Source organism: Segatella copri (assembly GCF_019249655.2).
Classification (GTDB): Bacteria; Bacteroidota; Bacteroidia; order Bacteroidales; family Bacteroidaceae; genus Prevotella.
On the sequence record NZ_CP137557.1, the window covers coordinates 3920077 to 3940998 of the forward strand.

The 20922-nt window shown below is 48.0% G+C and carries 7 protein-coding genes; 2 read left to right on the forward strand and 5 right to left on the reverse strand.

Annotated features, from left to right (window positions below; genetic code table 11):
- The first annotated feature begins 214 nt into the window (after positions 1-214).
- A complete protein-coding gene (locus KUA49_RS15890) occupies positions 215-3772 on the forward strand; it encodes a GH92 family glycosyl hydrolase (RefSeq protein WP_256624853.1) in 3558 nt (1185 codons plus the stop codon).
- Positions 3773-3837: 65 nt separating this feature from the next.
- Positions 3838-4869: a helix-turn-helix domain-containing protein gene (locus KUA49_RS15895; protein WP_218412839.1), complete on the forward strand. Its 1032-nt coding sequence runs from the start codon at positions 3838-3840 to the stop codon at positions 4867-4869.
- Positions 4870-5189: 320 nt separating this feature from the next.
- On the opposite strand, the gene KUA49_RS15900 is transcribed toward KUA49_RS15895, so the two are convergent.
- From KUA49_RS15900 to KUA49_RS15920, 5 genes are all read right to left on the reverse strand, one after another.
- Positions 5190-5945, reverse strand: a complete 756-nt coding sequence (locus KUA49_RS15900; protein ID WP_254880685.1) for a Bax inhibitor-1/YccA family protein — start codon at positions 5943-5945, stop codon at positions 5190-5192.
- A 173-nt stretch (positions 5946-6118) separates the two neighbouring features.
- Complete coding sequence (locus tag KUA49_RS15905; protein WP_218412838.1) at positions 6119-18076, reverse strand: hypothetical protein; 11958 nt, start codon at positions 18074-18076, stop codon at positions 6119-6121.
- Between the two features lie 7 nt (positions 18077-18083).
- Complete coding sequence (locus KUA49_RS15910) at positions 18084-18278, reverse strand: hypothetical protein (protein WP_218412837.1); 195 nt, start codon at positions 18276-18278, stop codon at positions 18084-18086.
- Between the two features lie 21 nt (positions 18279-18299).
- On the reverse strand, positions 18300-19517 hold the full coding sequence (locus tag KUA49_RS15915; RefSeq protein WP_218412836.1) for a hypothetical protein: 1218 nt from the start codon (positions 19515-19517) through the stop codon (positions 18300-18302).
- A gap of 54 nt (positions 19518-19571) precedes the next feature.
- Entirely contained in the window at positions 19572-20546 is a 975-nt protein-coding gene (locus tag KUA49_RS15920; RefSeq protein ID WP_218412835.1) for a hypothetical protein, read from the reverse strand.
- Positions 20547-20922: the final 376 nt, after the last annotated feature.

Consider the following 20922-nt stretch of genomic DNA (forward strand, 5'->3'; position numbering starts at 1 on the left):
AAGTTAGGTTTTATGCATGTTTTATGCAGTATATTTATGCATACGGCGTGTTTGCACTCTGTCTTCTTCTTCCTCATTCTTCCAGATAATGAAAGAAAAGTGTAGAAATTTCGTCTTCAAAGTGTATTTTCTACGTAGAAAAATTGCAGATATTGATTTTTTTGCTTATATTTGCAAAGTATTCCTCATTGATGCAATGAGTAAGTAAACTACAATGAACAGAATAGTTACATTATTATATATATGGTTAGGTTGCATCCTTTCCATGCAAGCACAAACCCGTCATCAGATGGGGGGCATTTATTTCGCCTATCCCGGAGGTCCGTCAGCGCAGACTGGAACTTTCGGGACAGACTCCTGCTGCGTGCTTGATTCCTTGAAAGGCGCTTTGCCAGATTCCCAAAAGCATGCTCTCAAGGATTCCCTGATTCCTTCGTCGGGTCTTATTCCTGCCGGATTTACTCCTTTTTATGTCAGTCATTACGGTCGCCACGGTTCCCGATGGATGGCGCATGACGACCGTTATGTATGGATATGCAGGCATTTCGAGGATGAGAGTAATCTCACTCCGCTCGGACTGCAGGTGAAGGGAATGCTGACAAGAATGTGGGAGAATGCCAGGGGAAATGGTGGAAAGCTCACCCGGCTCGGTGCACTTCAGCATCAGGGCATCGCCCGACGAATGTTTGCCCACTTTCCGCAAATCTTTGCTGCCGGCAATCAGGTGAAGGCACGTTCCAGCATCTCCGACCGTTGTGCCAGGAGTATGCAAGCCTTTACTTCGGAACTACAGCTCCTCCAGCCCCAGTTGAACCTGGATGTGAAGACCGATTCTGCTGATATGGCATGGATAGCCCACGTTTCTCCCGAAATCAAGGCGCTGGCAAGCAGAACCAAGGTGGAACCTCTGATTTCTCCCGACAGATTTCTCCGTCAACTCTTCAAAGACATCTCGAAGATAGATGAACCGATGAAACTGATGGTCGAGATGCATGCCATCACTTCATCCATCCAGGATGTGGGCTTGAATTTCCCGGTTTATCCTATCGACATAGAAGAAGCCTTGAATGCCCTCTTCACGGATGAGGAGTTCCAAGCCATCTATGAGGCAAACAATCGTCGCATGACCATCGTCAATGGCAACGAACCTACCAACGAGTCGATTCCTGCACGTTGTGCCATTCCGCTCTGGCAGAACATCGAGGCTGAGGCTGATGCCGCCCTGCGTGCTCGCCAGTCGTCGGCAACTCTCCGCTTCGGTCACGATACGGCACTCTATCGCCTGCTTTCGCTCCTCTTCAATACCGCCCATCTTCCTCCAAGTGCCAAGGATGATGAGGAACAGGTGGTATTGGGCGATGATGTGGACAGGATGGATAGGGTGGTTCCGATGGCAGCGAATCTGCAGATGATTTTCTATAAGAATGCCCAGGATTCCGTCTTGGTGAAGTTCATGCTCAATGAGAAGGACATCAAGATCAATATCCTCTCGCAGGTGGAGTATGGCACGTGCTACTATCCCTGGAACCAGTGGAAGAAGCAGATGCACGAACGTATCCACAACCTGGAGCACATCCGCCAGCTGAATGCCATCAACACGATGGTGGGCACGGCACAGGCCAACACCCTGAGTGCCGGCCTGTTTGGCAAGGGCAGTGAGGAGCATGGACAGACCCTGCCTGCCGTACTCGTTCCGAACGGTCAGAACTTCTGGACTCCGCAGACCCAGGATACCGAACAGAAGTGCATCGCACCTTATTATTATAAGGACTCCCTTTTGCAGGGTTTCCGCTGCAGCCATTGGATAGTGGGTGGCTGCATGCAGGATTACGGTTCCTTTACCGTTGCCGCCCTGGGCAATGAGCTGAGGCTCCAGCCCGAGCAGCGCGCCACTCCTTTCAGTCATGCCGATGAGGTTTCGCATCCTCATTACTATGCGGTGAATCTGAAGAAGGAGCATCTCAAGGCTGAGATGACGGCATTGAGCCATACCTCCATCCTCCGTGTCACTCCCGAAAAGGACCAGCTGGTGCGTCTGGTCATCAATCCGAATAGTGATGAAGGGCAGGGCTACATCGAGATTGATACCCTCAATCATGTGGTGTATGGCTATAATCCGGTGCATCGCATTTACCAGGGATGGGGCGAGTCGGCTGGTTTCAGCGGTCACTTCGTGCTGGCTTACGATGCCAGAGACCTGGTGGATTACGGAGTGTTCGAAGGTGACAACAGAATTAGCAAGGGCTTGAAGATGCAGGATAAGCCACGCATCGGTGCCTGGCTCACTTTCCGTGGAAAGGCGGGCAAGGCGATGGAGTGGATGTCGGGCACTTCCTTCACCTCCCGCGAGAAAGCCCTGGCAAATCTCAATGCCGAGAACTACAACTATGGCGGCTTGGATTTCTATAGCATGATGCAGTTTGCTGCCGATTTGTGGTGCGACCGTCTGCATACCATCGATGTGGAGCATAGCGACCAGGCAAAGGTCAACCAGTTTTACGGTGCCCTGTATCGCTGTTCCTTCCTCCCTCACGAAGTGAGTGATGTGGGTGATGAAATCAGATATGATGATTTCTCCATGTGGGACATCTATCGTGCTGAATTGCCGCTCTATACGCTTATCACCCCGAAGCGTTCGGGCGAGATGATGCAGTCGCTGGTCGGGATGTATCAGAACCGTGGCTGGCTTCCTGCCTTCCCATGTTGGAACAGTTATACGGCTGCGATGATAGGCGACCATGCCAGTGCCGCCCTTGCCGATGCCTACATCAAGGGAATCCGCAACTTCGATGCGCAGAAGGCTTACGAGGGAATGCGCATGAATGCTTTCTCTACACCTTATATATATAAGGAGTATCAGGATGGAAAGGGACGCCGTGCCATCCAGTCGTATATCAATAATGGCTACATTCCTTTGGAGGATATGGTGGAGGAAGCTTATCATACCAACGAGCAGACTTCACGCACCCTGGAGTATGCCTACGATGATTTTGCCGTGGCGCAGATGGCGAAGGCGTTGATGGATTCCTGCAGGGATGCTTCGCAGCGACAGAAATATCAGGAAGATTACAACGAACTGATGCGCCGTTCAGAGAATTGGCGCAATGTCATCAACCCCGTCTCGGGTTGGGCGGATGGCAGATATGAGAATGGAAAATGGCTGAACAATAAAGACCTGGTTCATCGCCAGAGCTTCATCACCGAGGGTGCTGCCTGTCATTATACCTGGTATGTGCCCCAGAATCCGGAAGGATTGTTTGATGTGATCCGCCATAGCAAACCGATGGATAAGAAGGAGAAGAAGGCAGAAGATAAGGTCATCTACCGCCTGGATAGGATGTTCGACAAGGGATGGTACTGGCATGGCAACGAACCTTGCCATCAGATAGCCTATCTTTATGATGCTGCCGGAGCTCCGGAGAAGACCCAGCAATGGGTGCACCACATCCTGCAGACGGAGTATAATGATACCCCGGGCGGTTTGTCGGGCAATGATGATGCGGGTCAGATGTCGGCATGGTATGTATTCTCCTCCCTGGGTTTCTACCCGGTTTGTCCTGGCACACCTTATTATTATATAGGTACGCCAGGTTTCGACAAGGTGACGCTGAATCTGGAAAACGGAAAGAAGTTCATCTTGTCAGCCCGAAGAAAGGATGCAGGCAGCTACCTCATCCAGTCTACCTCTCTTAACGGAAAACCACTGAATGGTTATCGCCTCTCTCACCAGCAGATAGTGAGTGGAGGGCAACTGCTTTTTGAATTGAAATAATAGAATCATAGAAATTAATACTGTAGGCGTAAGCCTGGCAACTAGATCAATTAACAGATAAGTATATGGATGCTGTAACGAGTTTTATTTATGGAATGAGCATGATGTTCTTTTCCATGATGGCATGGATGTTTTGGCGTAAGGGCAGTGAACGGCTCTTCCGCCTCATCATGCTTTTGATGTTGATAGCGGACGCACAGTGCCTGAAAGACCTCGTGCTCTTCTACTACAAGGGTTTCGGCAGTACGGAGGGATGGTATTTCACCTCCGCTGTCGATATGTTTATCATTCCGTTCTATAGCTTTGTGCTGATGGAACTGGTAAAACCGGGATGGACCACCTGGACCAAGGCGGTGGTGCTGGAGTTGCCTTTTGTGCTGCTTCCGCTCTTGTTTCTCATCTCGGGTGCCAACATCTATTTTTATATTCTCTCGGTATGGGGTGCCGTTTATGGCGTCACCACCTTCGTTGTACTCTTCTTCCTCATCCGCAGGTATCATCGCCAGCTCAAGGAGCGTTTCTCCTATCAGGAGAACATCAACCTTTCCTGGCTCCTTGCCATCCTTGGCAGTTTCTTCCTCATCCTGATTATCTGGACCTTGAGCTGCTTTGTCATCGACGGAGGCTTCGACAATCTTTATATGGTCTGCTCCCTGGCTATCTGGATGTTCATCTGTTACTTTGTGTATCGACATGAGTCGGTGATTGATGAACTGAAGGATGTGGAGGCAGCGCATGCAGAAGCTGCTCCGCAAGAGAGTGAAGAGGAAAAGCAAGGTCTCGCCACCGAGGTGCAGCGTCTCTTTGAAGTGGAGAAAATCTATCTCAATCCGCGACTCAAGCTCTCGGATGTGGCACACATGGTGGGCACCAACCGCACTTATCTCAGCAGGTATTTCAATCAGGAGAATGGCAGCACGTTCTATGATTTCGTGAACAATTACCGCCTCCGTTATGCGGAAAATCTGCTTCGAAACTCAGAATCTTCCATTCTGGAGATTTCAGAGAAGTCGGGATTTAATTCCCTTTCCACCTTTAGAAGAGTCTTTTCTTCTGCTTATGGCTGTTCGCCTAATGAATTTAGAAATGCTCTGTAAATGATTGTAAACCAACTGAATTTACGAAATGAATGCATGTTTTTTACGAAATGAGTTTTGGTAACAGACAATAAAAAAGATACTTTTTGTTCAAATGGCTTCTTTTTTTTACCAAATGAAGCCTGACTTTCGGAGAAAAAGCTTATCTTTGCATCAGAATTTTCTAGATTAGGTTTACTTATCATTTGCTTTTGATAGAACACATAAAGAGGTTGGCTAACCCGTGGAGGGCAAGCCAACCTCTGCTTTTTTTATATACTAAGAAAAACTGCTGATTCCTATATTCTGATTTTAACTTCAGAAATCAGATAACTGAAATCTTATTCCTTGTTGCTTCCGAAGATGCGAAGCAGATAGAGGAACAGGTTGATGAAGTCGAGGTACAATGTCAAGGCTCCGATGAGTGCCAACTTCTGAGCACCTTCGCTCATGTCGTACTGTGTCTGGAGCATGTGCTTAATCTTCTGGCTATCCCATGCTGTAAGACCGGTGAAGATAGCAACACCCACGTAGCTCAGGATGTAGTCAAATCCAGAACTCTTCAGGAACATGTTTACTACGGTGGCGATAATCAAACCAATCAAAGCCATGAAGAGAATCTTGCCCATCGAGGTCAGGTCCTTCTTGGTGGTGTAACCATATACAGCCATGGCACCGAAGGTTCCGGCTGTGATGAAGAACACCTTGGCAATGCTGGTCATCGTGTAAACCACGAAGATGGAAGAGAGCATCGCTCCGTTCAATACCGAGTAGACGATGAAGAGCAGGGTAGCCGTGCTTAGCGACAGGCGGTTCAGGGCACCTGTGATAATGAATACCAGGGCGAGTTCAGCGATTACCAGTCCGAAGAGCAAGCCTCGGCTTGTCATCAGCGTCATCATCAGGGTTGGGCTGGCAGCCACGCCGTATGCAGTAACACCCGTAATAACGAGAGCCAGGGTCATCCATGTATAAACCTTGCGCATCAGTGCGGAGAACACGCCGCTCAATCCACGCTCCTTCTCATTGATAGCAAAGCCGTTGCTTTGCTGTTCATTCTGATTATTAATCAGATTGTACATTTCCTTTTCTGTCATAGTTTTATTTTCTAATTGTTGTGCAAATACAAAGCGCAAAGATAATGCCAATTATTGAAACTAGCGATTATCTCTGCGCTTTATTAACATTTATTCCGTTCTTTTACGGCTTTCCGACTGTTTTGACTGGTTTTTATCTCATTCTTTTCAGTCTTCGTCCGTGTCCTCATCCCTTATTTCAGGGCAATCTTCCTTACTGCCACCTGTTTGCCGCCTCGTGTCACTTCTACGATTACGTTGCCCTGGATGGCTGTGCGAACCTGTTCCTTCTCAGCCTTTGCCTTCTTTTGGAGGGCGAGAACGCCATCGGCAGCATACACGCTGATGAGGTCGTTCGGCTGGAGTCCCTTGAGGACGATGGTTCTGAATCCGATAGCCTGGATGCTGATGTCTGACTTCATGTCGGTTGCCATGCGGTTGAAACTGATGGTGAAGCGATGGTTCTGCTCGCCTGCCTGGCTTGCATGGAATCGGTAATCGTCTTCCTTCAGGTCTATAGCCTTTCCGGTTTCCTTGTCCTTCAGCCATACGGTTTCGTATTCGCTGGCATCGCATTCTTCAGGAATGCTGATGGTGTATTCACCCGTTTCCGGCAGACTGATGCCGATGCTCTGTTCTGCTTCAATGCTGATGGCAGAGAGGAGCGAGTAGCGTCCGCCGTTGCGGGTTGCATAGATCTGAGCATTCTGGCTGGTCATCCATTTTACGCCGTCGCTTCCCAGGTCGAAGTCTGATTTCGCCTCCTGAGCAGGAACTGCGTTCAACTGGAGCTGGTCATCTGCAGGAGTGCCGTTGCCGGCTCTGCTGTTTCTGTTGCTCTGTGTGATGGCGATGTCGAGGGCTCGGGTTGCTTGATAGGCTGTTGTTGCCCTTGCTTCCGAATGTCCTACTATCACGATTTCTGAATTATCCAGAGTGGCAGTCTGCGTAAACACGGCATCCATCGCTGGGATGTAGCCGGTTGTTACACCATCCGTATTGATAGCCTTGTAGCTGCCGTTTTCTTCGCATTGGTAGATGACTCTGCCATATTCCATATCGCTATAGTTCATGGCGCAGAGATAAGGAGACCCGAAGAGGTTCCAGCCCATGTTCTCCTTGTGGGTGAACTTCAAGCCGCCACCATTGCTGCTCGACCATGGTTGCTGGTTATTGTTCTGTACCAGGGTAATCTTATCCAGCAGGCTCTTGTTGGTGCTACCGTCTTTCTCCGTGTAACTGGTTCCGTAGAAACGGACGGTCATCTTGCCATTAGCTTCCATTCTGAAACCTGCGGTGAAGTTTCGCTGGTTGTCTACGCCCTTTACCCATGCTTTACTATCGTTTTTGTCAAATTTATAGTCGTACTTGGCACGAGTAGCTGCATTATAGTAGTAGGCTACTACGCTACCATCAGCAGGATTATTTGTGCCCTCAACCTCCATATTGGTAGCCTTGAAAGGCATGGAGAAGAAGTTGGTTCTTGCCTTCAAGTTTCTTTCCACGGCAAAGTTGGTGAGGTTTACATAACTGTTGTTGCCTCTTAAACCAGCGTGGTGCTTCAAGAGTAGGAAGCCTGGGCTGAACGGATTCGTCTCTGTATAGAATGTGTTGTCGAGCTTCAGCTCCTTGTCTTCTGCCATGACATAGATCACAGATTTACCATGAGGATAATCTGATTTCTTTGCTTCTGCATCTTTTGTTAGATACCAAGTCTCGAAACATCCGTTATCAACCTTACCTCTGATGCGTTGGTTGCCGGCAAGGTCATGGTTGTGCATCACCATGTCGATGCATTCTTGAGTTTTGCTTGCGTCTGTGTTAGCGTTGATGTTGGCATTGTCTGTCTCGTCAAGCTGGTACTTCCAATAATCATCTTTCACATATTTATTATAGGTGGTTACAGATGATCTGTTGACAGCACTACCTGTCAATGATGGTAATGCGCCGGAAGCAGTTACATTGACAGACTTCACGTCTTTCACGGTTCCTAACGCCAGACTGTTGTAGAGCAAACCACTTGCATCGCCTGTTACCTTTGCTTTTGCATCGAGGATAGAAGTAGAGAGCATACTGTTGCCCTGGAGGCAGACGTTGCCCGAAACCTTGAATCCATCAACAAGACACATTCTGGTATCTGTAGTTCCGCTGTTGAGTGTCAGTCCATTGATGGTAGACTGACTGGCAAACTCAATGATTCCTTTTCTCTGAGTAAGGAGATCCTGCACGATAGCTTCTGGTTCTGTTTTAGAACTTTTTTCTTTGCGCATCGAACCAAACATCTTGACACCAGGCATGCTGATGTTCACGTTATCAGCCTTCATATTCCTGTCTACGAAGACGTAGCCATATTTACCTGCATTCTTGTTGGCATAAAGCTCAGCCAGGTTGATGGCGCCTTGCAGGTCGTTGGTTGGGCTTTCCCAGCTTTCACCTGTTCCTGTAACTGCAGAACCTTCTTTTACATAGATAATCTGAATCATCTTCGTGTCACACTCGTATGCACCGATATCTATGTTGTCGCCAATCAGACGGGCAGTATTGCCCAAGTCCTTTTCGGAGTTTATATTAGCATTTTGCTGATATTTGTCGTTGCTTCCTTGATCAAGTAACTTGAGGCTAGGTCGAATTCTATAGTCACCGTTATTGGGATCAACAAAGTTCGGACCATTTAGCACATCACCATTCTCGATAGAACTAGCTATCACGACATTTTTGTTATCTGTATTCAGATTTTGAGAACCATTCTTCCAGGCGACAGAATTATACACGTTGTCTGTTACACTAACCGCAGTGCCTGTATTGTTGACAAATGTGGCATTTGTTATGTCTGCTGATTGTGAACCGTCAATAGTAAGACCATCTCCGATACCATCTGCAAACAGTACATTCCACATGTGTATGCCATCCCCCAGGGTGTTGTCTACCTTCATTCCGGTTCCTTTATTCTCTCTAAAGGCACAATGATGGAGCCTCATTTTTTCTCCCTTTCCGGCTTGATCATTGTTAACCTTCGCATTTACTCCCACACCACTCTGGTTCTGGAATGTGAAACCGGAAATAGTCACCGGCTTACCATTCGTTACGATATTAAGCAAGTTTTTGGTTTCGCCCACCTTTGCTGGGTTCTCAATGAGTACCGAAGGCTTGCTGAAGTCTTGCACCTCTGTTCCGTCAGCATTCTTCGAGCCTGTACAACCACCTACAAGTTCAATCGATGTTATATACTTAGCCTTTTCGTCATTGTTCACAATGAGAGAGAAGGCATCGCCGCTAGAGTAGGTTGGCGAATAATAAGTACCTCCACGTACAAACACCTTTCTGTTGTTGTTGGTTGTAGTACCTGCAGATACGTTGCCAGAAGGGTTAGCCATGGCAATGATGGCACCACGAAGGTCGGTGCTTTGGTTATCCCAACTGCTACCATCGCCATTTCCTTTCTCTTCCGTACCGATATAAACCTTTTCTAAGTCTGTAAACTTGAATACATACTGGAATTCATACATGCCGATGTCGATAGGCTTTTCTCTCACTACACCTTTCTCGTCTTTCGGACCAACGTATCTGTAGTATTCCTTACTGCTGTTAGCAGAACGGATATACTCAGATCGATAACCATATTCCTTAAGGCGATTATTGTGCATACTCCACCATTTCTGATATTTACCACTCTCGTTTGTATCGTCTGCATCCTTCTTTCCATCACCTGCATCTGTAAGCACAGAGATAGCCTGTGGATTCCACTTGGCATCCTGTGTATAACCTTCGTAACCCTTTGTCGTTGTAGGCGCTGTGAAGCGTGGACCATCCGATGCGATGTTCTCCTTGTTCAGCTTGATGTTGCCATCGGTTGCAGGAGAAACTGTAGAAGCAGGTAATTTATCCCAGGCGCAGTTGCGCATGTGATCTCTTTGGAGGAGCACACTATTATCTGTAGATTCATTACCCCAAATGGCGGTATTATATAATATAGGTGTAATCGTACCATTTTTCACCTCGTTCTCCACATGGATGGCTCCATCTTGCTTTGCCTTGTTGTTCACGATGAGGCTGTTTACGATGTAGGCATCCTGATAGCCCGCAGCCATACTGCCAGCATCGTTTGCTCTACGGATGTAGATGGCTCCGCCTTGCGAAACTTCTGTGCCCGTATATCTGCCACAAGTTACATCATTGTTGGCTAAGAGCGAGTTGACGATATGCAGGTTTCCATTCTCAGATTCTGTGAGATAGAGATAGATGGCTCCACCCTTACCTGGTTCGGTGATGACATCCTGACTAGCCTTTTCTGATACGTCTCTATTGCCGCTGATTGTACTGCCGATGATGTCCAGACTTGCATTGTTGGCATAGATAGCTCCGCCATGCAGACCGGAGTTTTTGATCAGTCGGCAACGGTTCAATGTATAGTTCACGCGGTTGGTGTAGATAGCGCCTCCACGACCAATCTCGGCAACTTCGTTAGTTCCTCCTTCTTCTTTCTTCAGCTGTGTCATGGTTTCACCATTCATGATGGTAATACCGTCTAATACCACTTCATTGTTCAATGTTGCCGAAGTACCTGTGGTGCCCGCATTGCTGTAGACTACATGATATACATTACGCTCCTTTTCCGATGCCTTGATGTCACCGGAAAGAATCGTAGGATTCTGGAACTCCCATGGCTCTATCAATCCGTTCTTATTGTTGTCGGTCATGTAGTTCTTGTTGCGGTTAGCCAAGATGTCTTTGATGTCTCCATCTGGAGTCAAAGTATTACCTCCAAAGCTTGTAAACTTATCTCCAGCTTCTTCTCCCGTAGTAGGATTAACTGGAGTTGAAGAATACAGGTCATCTTTCGAGAAACTGCCGAAGATATCTACGTTCACAGGGATGGTGAAACTCTGCAAGCGGCGGTCTATCGTGTTCTGCTCTTGCGAAAGATCTTTATTCTGTCGCATCTTGCTCGGCTTATAGGTTCCGCCTGTCATCAGAATCTCGAAGTGGGTAGTTTCATCAGCTACTCCCTCTTCTCTAGCCTCATTGATATAGTCGAGGGCTGCTTCAAGACTGTTGAAAGGAGTTAGGAAGGAGCGGCCATAATACTTTGCCTTCTCTTCTTCTGTTACAATCTCACCACCTGTCTGAGAAACAAACAGGCGCTTCAGAAGCTTGGTATTATCAAACGCAGGCAGATCAGATGTGTATGCACCTGCTGTCTGTTGCTTGGTCATGGTTCTTTCCTTGCCGGTAATATCGTAGCTGCTGATACCATAATCCTTCCATGCAGTTACGTATTCTTCCAAAACTCCGTTGTCAATCAATGGTGAATAGGCACGAGGCTTGAAGATTTTGTTGTCGTTGAAGTAACTGTCAAGATCGCTAGTCATCTCCGTGTTCATTCTGTTGGCTGGCAACGCCATCTTCTCTACGAAACAATAGTTGTATGGATAGAATTTCTCCGTATATTCTCCCAGTCCCTGCAGATAGTCGTAAGATTGATAGTTCACATCACCGCTGATGTTGTTGTCGGTCTGTGCCGAATTTCCCCATATCACGGAGTTACCGCCAATCAGGGAGTTTTCCTCCTGGTAGATTCCGCCGCCAATGGTTGCCTCGTTTCTGGCGATGGTGCATGAGATGACGTAGGCATGGTAGTTCTTGGTGTCTTCGTTCTTGTCGTTGGAACGAAGTGCATAGATGGCACCACCTTTCTGTGCCTTGTTTCTTACGATGACACTACCGCTTACGATGCTACCTTTCAGCAACATGAGAGCACCGCCTTGGGTAGCCTGACAGTCGGAAATCTCACAGTTGCGTACATGTGCCTTTCTTGGCACAATGGCTGCACCACCCATACTCTTGAAGCCCGACTTGTCGCTTGCGTTACCGTCTATCAGGCGACAGCCATCTATGATGGTATTCTCTGTCAGGGCAGTGGTGTTGTAGTCGTCATAGTTGCCCGTAGGCCATTTGCCGAAGCACACGGTGTGGTAGCCGTTCACCTCCTGGTTAACGGCAGAACCTTCTTTTACTTCGGTTATGGCACTTAATACCGTCTGGTATGTGCTGATACAGTCGCGTTTGTCATTATCCCAATTGGCGGTTCCATCTTTCAGCTTTCCTCCTTCCTGGTCACCCTCATAGTAACCACCCATCAGGCATACTCCGTTAGGAATCAGGAAGGTATAACTCTGCGGATCGCTAGGGTCTGCCAGTGTGTTGGCATGATAAGTAAAGCGCTTTCCGGTTTCATCAGCCTGATAACCTGCCACTTTTACAAACACCTGATGCTTTAGGTTGCTATCTGTAATGCCTTGGTTCGCTGTTTTAAATTTCTCGCCGGCAGCGGTCAGCACACTCTGCAGCTTGTCAGCACAGGCAGCGTTTTCCGGACTGTCTCCACTTCTGTTTCCCCATCCGTTTTGGGTTACATAATAAATGTAATCTATAATATTTGCGCTGTTTGTCTTTTTCTGTGGTGCGATATTGGCATTATTGTCAGCCTCGTAGGCACCGATATCAATGGCGCAGTCCTTGATACGGTTGGTATAGTCCATATCGGTTTCCGGAAGGATGATTCCATTTCCTACATTTGTGGTTCCACCATTCAGACACTTGTTACCCGTCAAACCACCCGCCTCGTACAGACGGAAGTTGTTCTTCAGTCGGGCATTGCGGAAGCGGAAATTGTTTCCACTTTCGTAGGTCTGGTCTTCAAATGGGAAAGCCAAATTTGTGCCAGTGAAATTTCCATCGCTTTCCTGGAATTTGTTGTTGATGTTACCACTGTTCATGTAGCAGTTGTGGGATGGATTCATCTTGCCCGATGCAGCTGAGTTTACTTGATCTGTGACACTTCTATTACTGTTGTCGTAATTATCATAGATAATACAGTTGTAGAGTGAGAGCTGTGAGCTAACTCCGGTTTTGGCATCCTGCCAGTGATAGATGCCGGTTCCGTTTGTCGCCATATTGTAGGCGATGGTGTTGTTGTAGAACTTGGCACTTTCCAGGAAGATGCCTCCACCCCAGCAGGTTCCGTTATAGCAGCGGTTGTTTGCCACCACAAGGTTGAATCCGGTACCTTGAATCATATAGGCTCCGCCTCCATAACTTTCACTGCTGTTGGCATAACTCAGGTTTCTCAGCAGGTAACTGTTCGAAATCTTACTGTTCTCGCCGTCCATATACAAACCGCCACCACGTACGCGACTGCCATGGTTGAAGTTGTTGACGATGATGAGATTTTCCAGTTCTACACCTCGGAATACACGCACACCTGCTCCTCCGTCACGGTTGGCACCAGGATAGTTGATGATGTAACCGTGACGTACAGAGAAGCCATCCCATTTGGCATGCTCGTAATCCACGTAGTTTTTATCGTCTTTTAAAGTTCCTTTATAGCGTACGGCATTACCATCAGTACGTGAGGCGTTTCCATCACCCGATGGCGACCAGGTAGGAAGGCATACGTCTGGCTGATAGAGAACATAATGGCGCTCTGTTTTCCCGCTGTTTATCAACGTTTTTGTAAAGTCATAATTAGAGCCATCAGTAGGATTTTTCTCCTGATACCACATTTCCTTATCTCCGTTTTTGAAGTATACAGGCGATTCCTTTCTGATCTGTAGAATGGTTTCATACTTGGTCTTTTCCAGATTTTCGTATTCCTTACGTGCCGGCACGTATTGTGACAGCAGCGGATGGCGGTCGTCTTCTCCTGGGTAGCCTTCGTATGGGAAACCGCCATAAACCTTCACGTTGTCTCTGATAACGAATCCTTTGTAGTCGGTATAGATACCTGCACCTACCCACACCACAACGCTGTCTTTTTTTATTTTATTCAACTCAGCTGCTCTTTCCACAGCATATTGTAGACCGCTGATGTATCGTTCGTCTCTGTTGTTGGTGATTTTATTATATGTTCCCCAGCCAGAGAGATACTGCTTGTCCTGATTTCCTGAGTTAGTCCAGAAATCACCATAAGAGTCAGTTTCTGAACGATACTTGCCGTTAGTCTGACTATAATCTGTATTGTCAATAGTGGTGCTAAGCAGCGTATTGTCACTCTGCTTTTCATAGAAATCATTGCCGTTTCTTGCCTTTGTATTATCACACATAGCGTTGCCGATGATAGCCTTGTCCCAGCTGCTTCCATCATATTCGGTATTTGATTCATTCAGAATATTGAAGTTAGGGTTGCCGTCCTGGTCGTCATTATTGGCGTCGCTGATGCTTTCATACTTCTGGTTGTACGAACGCACGTAGATAATCTTTCCTGCTTTTGGCAGGAGAGCTTCGTATGCACCCAGGTCAGGAACACCACCTAGGTTGCGGTCTTCGCCGGTGATGTCCTTGACTGTTGTGGTTGCATTGTTTTCTTGGGCGCTGTTGATGATGCGGCCAGCCTGTACAGAACTGGTCAGCGGGCGGAAGGATGAATAGCCTCCGTAATAAACGTTGCCGCTCATCTTGGCACCCACTTCATTGGTTGGGTTGCTGAAGTTCAGGGCTCCGTCTTTTCCCAGAGTGTTGATATCGTTGATATTCGTGCTGTTCTTGCATTTCGAACCATCCCATGTGCCGTTGATGTTCAGTTTGTTTCCTACAGCATACGAGGTAGCCTTCACAAGGTCGTTATCTGGCGCTACTCCCTCATTGTTGATGATGCTCACGTGGTTGAGTGTGAGTTTGTTGTTGCTGCCTTGAGCCTTGTTCAGATAGATGATGGAAGGCAGCTCCGATGGACTTGGATTATGCGGATCCTTGCTTGTGTTGTTATTGATGACGCAGTTTTCCAGTTCCAATTTCACATTCACGGCATCCGGCATGGTAGCGATAGCACCGCCATCTGTCGCCGTGTTGTTCTCAAAGATGCAATTCTTCAGCTTCACGGTGGTTGCTTGGCTGCTCTGGTCCATGCTGCCTATCAGCACGCCGCCACCATAAGGCATGTAGGCAGTACCGGCGGCGTATGCATGGGTAAAGGCATAGCCGTCGATGGTGATGTTGGCACCCGCTTCGATGCGGACCAGATGGTAGAGGCCCTCGTTGAGTTCAGAACCATTCAGGTTTCCGTTCACTTCGGTGCGGTATTTGATAGGGGCACGGTCTTCATCCTTTGGATTCGGATTCTCTGAATATCCTGGATAACCGCCATACACGGTAATTGGGAGTAGGCAAGGTGGAACGCTGAAGGTGCATGACCTGGCATCTGTTTCCTCGCACTTGTAGGCTATCTTCGGTTCGAACACACCCTCGCGGCTACAGATTTCAAACTCCCAACCGCTGTTCTTGCTGATGGTAAATTCCTCTGGCGTAGTGTTGTCAGCAGTAACTACCTGAACCTTGTCTCCATCCTTGATGTTGGCAAGATAATCCAGTACTTCATCTACTGTTGATGAGGTATAGCTCTTTTCCCACGACTGTCCTGTTCCGTCCACCAGTTCTCGTGAACGGTCAAAGTAGATGCGCAGGCGTTTCTTGCTGTCATTCTTTTCAAATACAAGGTCGTGGTTGTCAGCCATATAGGCTCCTGCTGACGGAACCGAACTGATAGCTTTTCCGCTCAGGTCTATTTTTGGCTGATACAGGTAGGAAGATGGCAGGAGAGCATAGCTGATGCCCACGTTGCGCAGTCGGCTACCTGTCAATGTTTCCCAGTAATAGTTCACCGTCTTCATGTCTGTAAGAACGCCACGTTTCTCGTTGAAGGCTTCCACCGTATTGTAAGGTGCCTCCTTGCCCATCACGAATCCCTTGCCCGAGTAATACGTGTTGATGGAGATGGTTCCGCTCTGATAGGAGCTGGTCCATTTGGCTGCATTTACATCCGAGATGGCGTTGTTGTAAAACTGTACGGTCTCTTCTGATGGGTTGGCTGCATAAATCTGTGCCATGGACGCTGAGTTGCTGGTGCCAGACTTGTGCCGGAGCAGCGAGTTGTTCCAGATGACGTTGTTGGCAAGAAGACCCTTTTTCTTAATATACACACCACCCGTATTGGATGACAGCTCGTCAGCGGCATCTGATGTGTTGGTGGTGTAGTTGTTGACGATGGTGTTGTTAATCACCAGTCCGTGACCATCCAGATACACAGCACCATTTCGGGTACTGGTATTGTTACTGATTACCGAGGTGGCAAGAATCTGATAATAGGCTTTCTCTGAGTTATTAGCGTCACCATTCAGATATACACCCGCTCCCTGATAGGCAGAGCAGTTGGTTACCATGCTTCGGGTGATGAAGCCGGCTTCGTCTATATAGATACCTCCGCCCTGGTAAGCCGAACAGTTGTATACCAGGTTACCTTCCGTCTGTCCGTTCTTGCAGTAGATGCCGCCGCCACGTGGCTTGATGCTTCCGCTTTCTTTCATGCCCGGGTTACAGAATCTCACGGTGCAGTAGCGCATTCGGGCTGATGGGTCGTTGATATAAACGCCTGCACCACAGCCTGGGGCGTATTCGGCTTTGTTCGTATCGTGAAATTTACCTCCCTCAATGGTGAAGCCTTCAAGATATACTTCGTCGGTAAAGGCATTTCCTCCAGGCAAGGGAGCAAACCATACCACATGGTAGGAACCGCTGTTCTGTATGTTCCAGGCTTCGTCATTATTACTCCAGTTGGCATCGTCGCTTCCCTTGAATTCCGCACCCCTGATGATGGATTCTTGTTTCCAGCCCCATGGCTTTAAATCCTTGGATTCCTCGATGCGCTCGGAACGTCTTTTTTCGGTTCCCTTAAATGCACCATAAACGCTGATGCCATTCTTCATCAGCAGGGATACTGGGGATGATGTATCATCGGTAATGCGGTCTTTTACTACATAGGTTCCGGCTGCTACCCAGACTTCGCCTTTCTCGCCTGGTGCATTATCTGCCAAATCGTTGATGGCCCACTGGATATCGTCCGTGGCATCATTCCATGTTGATCCGTCGCCCTTTCCCTCTTTCTGAGGCTTCACGTATCTGATGCGTCCTGCCTTCATGCGGGCATACTCGTAGGCGCCGATGTCGATGGTGCTTGTCTGATAGCGTGTTCTACCCATGATGTCGGTAGAAGTTGTTTCCAGGGTTGCATTAACTACAAGATTTTTATAGTATTCCAGTTTTCCCTTGTTCAGAAGGGCAGAGGTTTCCTCGAAAGTGAAGGCGGTGCTGTATAATTGCTTCAGGTTACTGCTGAATGAGAAGTCGTAACCCTGGGTCACGGCACTCTGCTTGAACCAAGGGGCTGGCTCTATGCCGTGGTTCTCGTTGCTGATCCTTACGTTCCCGTTAGCGTCGGTGTTGGCCTTGGAATTGGTTACCTCTACTTCCGGAAAAGCACAGGAATAGAAGGCAGGACGGCTGTCTTGCTTGCTGAGTGCAGTGGAATGCCAGAGCACGGTGTTGTAAACCGCTCCGCCGTCATTGCTGTTAGAAGCCCCGTCTGTGGTCAGGTCTGCGGCTGATACGGTGTTGGCAATAACAGAACAGTTGACGATTTTCGATGTGTTCGAAAGTCGGATACCGCCGTTCGTATTGTTGTTGATGTTGCAGTTGTAGACGGTGGCTGTTCCGTCTATCCACATACCGCCACCTTCGTTTTCGCTGGAGCCTCGCTTGCCTGCCACATTATTAAAAATGCTGCAGTAGCTAATGGCTGACAGCTGGTTGGTGCAGGAATTATCTACATAGATGGCACCGCCGCGCATGCCGTAGTTGTTCGCAAAGTTACATTGCGAAATACGGAAGAAGCGACTCTGGGCATTGCCGTCGTTGCTGTTCACCACGTAGATGCCGCCACCTCTGCCATTTGCAGAAGTATTCGCTCCACTGGCATTACCTGCTGCGATGAGGAAACCGGAAACAATGGTTGGCTTGTTGCCGTCGTTGGTGTTGTCCTGTGTTACGCCCATCTGGAGGGTCAGCACATGGGTGGCATTGTCGGTGCGGGTGGTGTTCTCTGGATAGATAATCAGCTGCTGGCTCGCCTTGTCGTTGGTATCGATATCGCCCACCAGAGCCGTCTGATACTTCATCTGATATTTGTGCCTGCCCGTAGGGAGATCGTTCTTGATGGTTTCATTTCCTGCAAAACCTCCATACATGGCAACGCCCGAAGGGAGAACGAAGCCTCCCTCCGGTGCCTTGTAGATGTGACCGGTAATGTCCTCATAGCCTTTCACCCAGATTTCATCGCCAGGCTTGGCTCAGTGCATTTTCCAGGGTGATAGCATTCTCCCATGATAAGCCGTCGCTGCCGGAGGTCGTTATCTCGGAATCTGCTTTTACATAATAGGTCTTGCCTTGTGCAGACAAGGCGATGGAGCAACCCAGCAACAGGAGGGTTGCGATAAGCTTGCAGTATGTTGGATAGAGTTTTCTCATGATGAATATTCTCTTATTATGTTAGAATTTGTCGATGATGATGTTGCTCGCATTACCGATTTTGGCTCCCTTGATGGTTACGTTGATCTTGTACCATTGGGCAGGATTGAAACTTTCTGTCCGGTTCTTCAAGTCGAAAGTCACCTTGTCGGATTTTTCCTCTGTTGCGCCATCTTTTTTCGTCTTGATATCGAAGGTGATGCGTGGCTTCGTAGTGCCATCAGGGAAGGTGTAATGATAAACTCTTCCGTTACGCTTGCTGATTTCCGAGGTGTTGATGAAGTTTTTCTGTCCGCCTACGGATGTCTTTTGGGTTATACTTGAAGCGGCGGCATAGAGGGTAGGGAAGAGCCGTCCGTATCCTGCACCCGATGTGGTGGAACCTGTCCCTGAAGTTCCTGTGCCTTCTGCCTCACCATGATAAGTAAAGCCTTCTACTTTCACATCGGTGAACTTCGGATTTCCCTTGGCATCATTCTCGTAAGCTCCCTTAGCATCCCATTGGATGTCGAGTTTGGTGGCAAGTCTGCCCAGCACCATGCGCCAATATCGCTTGGTGCTGCTGGTGGTGTTCGAGCTGAATTCCACGGGAATCTCTCGTTTGTTGGTCAACGTGTTGTCGACAACATTCACTTCTGTTGCATAACCGCTGGCTACGCTGATGAACTTGGCTATATCCATCGTATTCTTTGTTTTATCAAATGCGTAGTCGTTGGAAATCTGTAAGTTATAGATGTCTTTGTTGTGGTCTTTTCCGTCCTTTGCTATCTCGCTTAAGGCTTTTTCCAGGTCCAAACCTTTGCCCTTGCTATAGGTTACACCATAAACGCAGCAGGTGCCTGGAGGCAGATAGATGGTGTAGTCGTGATAGCCGTTGGCATCGGCAGGCGACAGGGTAGAGGTGTAATGGCTCACTGGCTTGGTACTCTCAAAATCCTCTTTTTTTCTGAAGGTATCGTAATACACCATCGTGTTGGCTGAACCGTCATAGATGTCTTTTCCCGTTGTCTTTTTCGTATAGGCGATGATGATGGTGAGCCGGTCCCAGTCCACCTCGTCGTGGGCGTCTTCTCCCGGGTCTCCGACTCGGGTGCTTGACTTGTCGTTAGGCACGGAGAGGGTGAGCGAGATGGGAGCCAACGTGTCCTTTGGCCTCTCCTCGCTCTGCTCGCTTCCGCTGCATCCTGCCAGCATGATAAGCGATAGTATAACAAATATGTATTTCGTAATATGATTCATATATCAAATCTTTATAGCCGTTGAATTCTTCACTCTTCGTTCTTCACTCTTCACTTAAATCTCAATGTCGTGGCTTCCGCCTGGCTTCCAGTCGAGTTTCACGCTTACGCCTACGGCGGTGTTACTGGTAGAGAGCGAACCGTCTTCCTTCAGTCGGGTCTTGATAATCTTAAGCTTGCCGGCTTTCAGCGGTTCGTTCATGGTGAAGATGGTTTCGGTGTATTTGTCGTTCACCTTGGCGATGACGTGGTAGCGCCATTCCGGTTTGATGCTCGGGAAGCAGACTGTGTATAGGGCATCGTGGGTTGGAATGGAGTTGGTGATGAAATCCTGGTTGATTCTCTTTGCCCTGACCATCGTGTTGAGGCTGGAAGAATAGGTGCTGTCGTTCACCTGGAATTGGGTTGCCATGCCTTCTACAAATCCCCAGAGTTCTGTGGGCTGCACCTTGCTCTGGTCGATGACCACCACAGCTGAGCTGTTTGCCATATAGAGCGTGGTTTGCAGATCGTGTTCGAAATCGTTCTCGTCGATGGAGAGTCGGGAAGTGAACAGTCCGATGTTGTGACTGTTGATGGTATCTTTTGCCTCTTGCCGCAAAGCGAGTGATCTACAGGAGTTTGCGTTGATGATTTTTACGTTGTCGGCGCTTCCTGTATTGGCGAGAGAGAGGTTCTGATAGTTGTTGCGTGGCAGATAGATGGTGTAGGATACCGAGTTGGCCCCCATCTTGTTTGCCTCGTGGTGGGAGAGTTCTTCGCCTACGAAGAAGGAGAGGTCGTTGTCGTGGGCATGGTCGGTGAATACCTTACTGAGTGCCTGTTTCAGCCGGGCTGCAATCTCCTGTTCTTCGATGAGGTTCAGATCCACGTCAATCACGGTGTTGATCTGCGTATTGAGTTGCAGATTATATTGTATCTTATACTCTTTGCCGCAGTCGCTCATATCTTCATCAATACATGAAGATAAACTGGTGATGAGGCTGATGGTCATCACGGATGCCAGTAAAGTGTTATATAGTTTTTTCATTGTACTTTTTGCATTCTTAATGTTCGACAATCTTCCTCTACAAATATTATTATAATTTGCGTTTTCTATTGCACACTACACGGAAGTTCAGCAAATAGCTGTGTATAAGGTTGTTATGTGAGTGTAGTGTGGGCGCTGACACTACACGAATACTACACTACATTACACGGAGCGAGATGAGTGTAGTGTGGTGTAGTGTTAGTGTAGTGTGCAATAGTTTTCGAGATTTCTGCGTATGCTGCGATACGCTGATTTCGAAAGCCTGTTTCCGAAGGCAAGTGTAGGCGATAGCGGAGTGGAATTCCGCTCATTTCGCAAAGTGCCTAGGCATGGCAGTTAACTGCCGTAGTTAGGACAGAAAGTTGCCCCAGCTAGG

Excerpts from the sequence above, each read along its gene's own strand:
- KUA49_RS15890 (WP_256624853.1), top strand. The coding sequence starts at position 215 with ATGAACAGAATAGTTACATTATTATATATATGGTTAGGTTGCATCCTT.
- KUA49_RS15895 (WP_218412839.1), top strand. The coding sequence starts at position 3,838 with ATGGATGCTGTAACGAGTTTTATTTATGGAATGAGCATGATGTTCTTT.
- KUA49_RS15900 (WP_254880685.1), bottom strand. The coding sequence starts at position 5,945 with ATGACAGAAAAGGAAATGTACAATCTGATTAATAATCAGAATGAACAG.
- KUA49_RS15910 (WP_218412837.1), bottom strand. The coding sequence starts at position 18,278 with ATGAGAAAACTCTATCCAACATACTGCAAGCTTATCGCAACCCTCCTG.
- KUA49_RS15915 (WP_218412836.1), bottom strand. The coding sequence starts at position 19,517 with ATGAATCATATTACGAAATACATATTTGTTATACTATCGCTTATCATG.
- KUA49_RS15920 (WP_218412835.1), bottom strand. The coding sequence starts at position 20,546 with ATGAAAAAACTATATAACACTTTACTGGCATCCGTGATGACCATCAGC.